4 protein-coding genes and 1 pseudogene are annotated in these 5,486 nt (G+C 38.8%); 4 read left to right on the forward strand and 1 reads right to left on the reverse strand.

Translation table 11 applies throughout. The annotated features are described in order from the left end of the window. Window positions 1–106 precede the first annotated feature (106 nt). The 3 genes and pseudogenes from Q7J67_00825 (at window position 107) to istB (ending at window position 2,904) form a co-directional block, all read left to right on the forward strand. A pseudogene (locus tag Q7J67_00825) lies at window positions 107–559 on the forward strand (helix-turn-helix domain-containing protein). Window positions 560–678: 119 nt separating this feature from the next. Continuing rightward, the gene (locus Q7J67_00830; GenBank protein ID MDO9463840.1) at window positions 679–2,157 is read left to right on the forward strand and encodes an IS21 family transposase; all 1,479 of its coding nucleotides are present in this window, start codon (window positions 679–681) and stop codon (window positions 2,155–2,157) included. Next, entirely contained in the window at window positions 2,158–2,904 is a 747-nt protein-coding gene (istB, locus tag Q7J67_00835; GenBank protein MDO9463841.1) for an IS21-like element helper ATPase IstB, read from the forward strand. Here istB and Q7J67_00840 read toward each other — a convergent pair. Continuing rightward, window positions 2,859–3,179 carry a cell wall-binding repeat-containing protein gene (locus tag Q7J67_00840; protein ID MDO9463842.1) on the reverse strand — a complete coding sequence of 107 codons (321 nt, stop codon included), beginning with the start codon at window positions 3,177–3,179 and terminating at the stop codon, window positions 2,859–2,861. The genes istB and Q7J67_00840 overlap by 46 nt on opposite strands. Before the next feature lie 395 nt (window positions 3,180–3,574). On the opposite strand from Q7J67_00840, the gene Q7J67_00845 reads away from it, so the two are divergent. Continuing rightward, the coding region (locus Q7J67_00845) for a cell wall-binding repeat-containing protein (protein ID MDO9463843.1) at window positions 3,575–5,486 on the forward strand (1,912 nt) is incomplete at its 3' end.

Raw genomic sequence — 5,486 nt, forward strand, 5'->3', positions numbered from 1 at the left:
GGTAAGTTGTATAATTAAGTGCCCAAACATAGATAAAAAGTGACTCACAGCTAAAACCTCTATATAATGTTAAGTGAACCAGACAAAACATTAGGAGGAATAGCATATGAGTCAATTACATTGTAACACTGAATCACGAAAGGGTAAACATGTGACAGAGAGAGAACGCTACCAGATAGAAATACTGTTGAAAGAGAGACTGCGCCCCATAGACATCGCTAATCGCCTGGGAAGAGACCGTAGAACGATTGAGAGGGAGCTCTCCAGGGGCAGGGTGAGGCTATTGAAGACGGATTTGACATATCAGAATACGTATTGTGCGGATACGGCCCAACGAAAGTATTTAGTAAGTGGTCAGAACAAAGGTCCGTGTTTAAAAATAAGTCATGATCATAGGTTGGCTGAGCATATTGAGAATAAAATTAAGAACCATAAATACTCGCCAGACGCTGTAATCGGAGAGATAAAGAATAAAGAGCTGCAATTTGAAGCCAGTATCTGTACAAAAACGCTATACAACTACATAGACAGAGGTGTTTTTGCAGGGTTAACAAACAAGGGAGATGTTTATGATACTCTAAAAGTGGCCCATTAATAGGATAATATCAATTGAAAAATGGTCCAGTATTTTAATACTAATCCCTTACTGTTATAATGGCAGTAAAGGGGTGGGATGGAGTGATTAAGATAATGGACAAGCACGCAATAATAAAGCTAAAGCAACAAGGTGTATCCAATAGAAAAGCTGCCAAGATTTTAAACATCAATCGTAAAACAGTAGCAATCTATTGGAATGAGTACAAGAATAATAATGCCCTGTTGAATGCATTAGACGTTAATGAAAAAGAAGTACAAGAAGCACAAGAAAAAATATGCGAGGCACCAAAGTATAATGCTCAAAATAGAAAACCCAGAAAATACACAACAGAAATCGATTCTAGGTTAGACGAAATCCTAGAGAGTGAATCTGAAAAGTGTAAAGAGTTAGGTCGACATAAACAACAGCTGACTAATTTGCAAATTCATCAACTGCTAGTCAATGAAAAATTTGATATTGGATATACAACTATTACAAATAAAATCAAAGAAAAAAGAAACAAACCTAAGGAATGCTTTATTAAACAATCATATGATTTTGGGCAAAGACTTGAATATGATTTTGGCGAAGTGAAGTTAGAAATAAACGGGGAGATCAGTACCTATCATTTAGCTGTACTATCTTCACCAGCTGCTAATTTCAGATGGGCGTATCTATATAAGAATCAAAAGCAAGACGTCTTTATGGATTCTCATGTGCGTTTCTTTGATATGTTAAATGGCGTGTATTCAGAGATCGTGTATGACAATATGAGAAATGTCGTTTCGAAATTCATAGGTAAAACTGAAAAAATCCTCAATGAGAATTTACTGAAATTGTCACTCTACTACGGATTCGATATCAACGTTACTAATTGTTTCAGTGGGAACGAGAAGGGTCATGTAGAGGGCAGCGTGAAGATAATAAGGAACAAAGCATTTGCGTTAACTTATAAGTTTAAGACATTCGATGACGCACGTGAATACTTGGATACTATTTTGATAGAACTCAATAATGACAGTACTATTTCTCAAGAAATAAAACATCTTCAACCTACAAAACCAAAGCTTGATCTTGCAACAGTTACAGTGCAAAAACCCAATAAATATAGTTTTGTACGAGTTGATAACAACCACTATTCAGTACCTGAATATCTTGTAGGACGTGTAGTAACAATCAAGAAATATTACGACACAATAGGCTTTTATTCAAACAACATACTCGTTTGTGAGCACAAAAAAATAGATGGCCATAACGAGATAAGTATTGAAATTAAACATTACTTAAACTCATTAAACAAAAAACCAGGTGCAATCAAGAACTCCCACGCCCTAAAAAGCATACCAAGGTTAAAAGCCATCTATGATACTAATTTTAGCAGAAACACGAGAAAATTCATAGAGATCATTCAAGAAAATGATGATAAACCAATCGAAGAAATAGTATTGATTCTAGAAACATACAATAAATCTCATATCGATATTATTCCATCTATACAAATCGATAAAACTGCACTTAGCAACATCGCTACAAGGCAAGTATCTAGATATAACGAATTGTGTTTATCGGAGGTGGAATAAATGCAGATACAAGAAATGGCCCATATACTGAAACTACCCTACATAAAAACCAATTATCAAATGCTTCTTGATGAGGCAAACCATACAAACATGACCTACCGAGAGCTGATAAGTCGTCTACTCGAAAGAGAATTAGAGCTAAGACTTGAAAATGGTTTGAAACATAGGCTCAGAAGGGCTAGATTCCCTCTTGACAAGTACTTAGAGGACTTTGACAAGAGTAAGTACCATAAGAAATTCATACCGAAATTCGAAGAATTAGAAACGTTGCAGTTCATTGAAAATAAAGAGAATATAATCTTAATAGGATCACCAGGTTGTGGAAAATCTCATTATAGTATTGGACTTGGTATCAAGGCGTGCTTGGAAGGTAAAAGTGTTTTGTTTATCTCTGTACCTAACTTAATAATAGAGTTAAAAGAAGCAATGAGTGAAAGCAAACTATCGCAGTATAAAACCAAATTTGAAAAGTACAATCTTGTTGTTTTAGACGAACTGGGATACGTATCTTTTGACAAAATTGGTTGTGAAATACTATTTAATTTATTATCAAACAGAAACGATAAAGGATCAATAATCATAACAACAAACTTAGCTTTTGATCGCTGGGAGGAGATTTTTAAAGACCCGATGCTTACTGGTGCAATTGTAGATAGACTTGCTCACAAATCACACATCCTAGATATTTCACGAGAAGTAAGTCATCGATTTGAAGAGACAATGTCATGGCTAAAACCAACTAAATAAGTGGACCTTTTTTCAACTGTAACGTGGACCACTTTTGAGTTGACAAATACAGGTGTTCCCGTCAGTGCATCGAAGAACTTGTCTGCCCGGGCTAAAATGACTGTATTTGCACTGTTCCAACCTTTTTTTGAAATCTCTACTGCAGTTTCAAAGCGGGTTTCTCCATATATTCTGCGAACGGTATTCTCTGCCCCTGCGGTCGGAGAAAACATAAATAAACTGCAGATTAATAAAGCCGCTAAAAATGCGTTTAAAAATATTTTATTCTTTGCCATAAAAATATTGCCCTCCTCAATTATCTCTTTCACCATTTATACATATTTAGCATTATAATGTAATTCCATAAATTTAATGTAAAATCCTTCTATTATAACTCAATTTCAATTAAAACCTATGACTTGTTTTTTCACAATTTTGCTTGCCAGGGCGGAAATTAATAAAGTTAAATCACGTTATTTCCTCCCCATCAGAACTACTGTCTTCTATCTACAGTGCATTTTCCCGGCTGAACTTTTTCAGAGTCCAGAGATAATTAAGAGGAACTAATTGGTTCTTCAGTTATAATTGGGTGCAATTACCACTTTACAAAATTACATATTATTAAAGGAATTACTTCAATAATGTGGAAATTATTCAATGGAAATAAATTATTAAGGGGTGATCTAAAAGAATGTGTAAAAAAATCTCTAAATTCCTGCTCTTTTGTATAATCCTCTCGTATTTTCTTGTAGGTTTTAATACAAATACCAGTGAAGCTACGGACAAGTATGATCGCATTGCCGGGAATAACCGCTACCTTACTGCAGTAGAAGTGAGTAAGAAGGGTTGGCCGTCGTCGGCAGATACAGTTCTTCTGGCGAGAGGGGATGTTTTTGCCGACGCCCTGTCAGCAGTGCCGCTGGCACACAGTCTCAATGCTCCAATCTTGTTAACCCAACCGGAAAGGCTTCCTGAAGAAACCATGAAGGAAATAGAGCGCCTGAGGCCTGCAAAAATATACATTTTGGGTGGCACTTCAGCCATTAGTTCTGAGGTGGAAGATTATCTGCTTTACAAGGGTCAGGAAGTTGAAAGAATTGGGGGAGTAGACAGATTTGAAACTGCTGTTATGATTGCCAACAGACTAGCCCCCCAGGGGGCAATTACAGCAGTGGTTGTGTACGGTTTTAACTTTCCCGATGCTTTGGCTGCTGCTTCTTACGCTGCAGCAGCGGGCATGCCAATTTTGCTGACCGACACCCTGCAAACTCCTGAGGCTACTCTGGATGCTATCAATGACTTAGACATTCAGAATGTAATTGTGGTGGGTGGTACCCAGGTAATTAGCAATGAGGTGGTAAAAAACCAGTTTCCCAATGCTATCCGGGTGTGGGGTGGCGACCGGTACGAGACAGCGGTGGCTCTGGCGGAGCATTTTCAGCCTTCGGGGGATTTGGTATTTATTGCTACCGGCCTGGACTTTGCCGATGCCATTACTGGGGCAGTGCTTGCTGCCAAACAGAATAGGGGAATGCTCCTGGTAGGCCGATCTGCACCGGAGGTAGTAAAAAATTATTTTTTACAAAAAAATATTCAGTCTGCGACTGTCTTGGGTGGAACTAATGCGGTCAGTAAAAATATAGCTGATAGTCTATTTAACCTTTCAGGGTTAAAGGTGATCTTTACTACTTCCTCTCAGCTCTATTCCAGCCCCGGAGGCGGAGCTGTTTTGAGGTATCCTTATCATGGATATGTCACAGAGGTTCTGGAGGATAATGGTCAGCATCTAAAAATCAGGTTTGGCAGTAAAGAGGGGTGGGTCTCCCGGACACATGTAGAAGTAACTGATAAAGAGAAGGATTATATCCGCCTGGGATGGCAGTGGATGAGTGGAACGGATATTAAGTTTTTACAGAGGAGCCCGAATCAATCGGGATACAATGTCTATGCTCCCGTTATGTATGGAGTGAACGAGAGTGGCATTTATACCTTGAAGAATTACAGCAACAATATTGCTCTAGCCCGGCAGAAGGGTTATCAGGTTTGGCTTACTGTACAGCAGTTTGGGATAAGCCCTAATCTTCAAAGCTCTCTCATTACACAGATTGTGGATAAGGCTCGGGAACAAGATGTGGATGGAGTGAACATAGATTTTGAAGGAATGGGGCTAGCAAACCGAGATAAATTCACCAAGTTTATTCAGGATTTGTATAAGGAGATGAAGAAAAACGATCTTACATTAACGGTGGACGTGGTAAGACCAGCCCAGTCTGTTTATTCTTTGTGCTATGACCGAAAAGCCCTGGCACAGGCCAGTGATTACTTAATTCTCATGGCCTATGACCAGCACTGGTCAACCAGTCCTGATGAGGGATCGGTGGCGGATTTGCCCTGGACGGAGGATTCCATTGTGAAGGTTTTATCAGAGGGAGTGCCGGCACAAAAGCTTATATTGGGTATTCCCTTCTACAGTCGGAATTGGAGGGTGGGGATTAAGCCTTTGGAGGGAAAGGTGATTGTTACCGGAGACCCCGTGAATATACGCTCTGCTCCTAATACCACCACCAGCATAAAACTGCATACAGCTTCACGTCATGAATTTT

Source organism: bacterium, assembly GCA_030652805.1.
In the GTDB taxonomy this organism is placed as follows: domain Bacteria; phylum JAHJDO01; class JAHJDO01; order JAHJDO01; family JAHJDO01; genus JAHJDO01.

Bases quoted from the DNA above. Each gene is read 5' to 3' on its own strand.
- istB (MDO9463841.1), top strand. From the start codon at position 2,158: ATGCAGATACAAGAAATGGCCCATATACTGAAACTACCCTACATAAAA.
- Q7J67_00840 (MDO9463842.1), bottom strand. From the start codon at position 3,179: ATGGCAAAGAATAAAATATTTTTAAACGCATTTTTAGCGGCTTTATTA.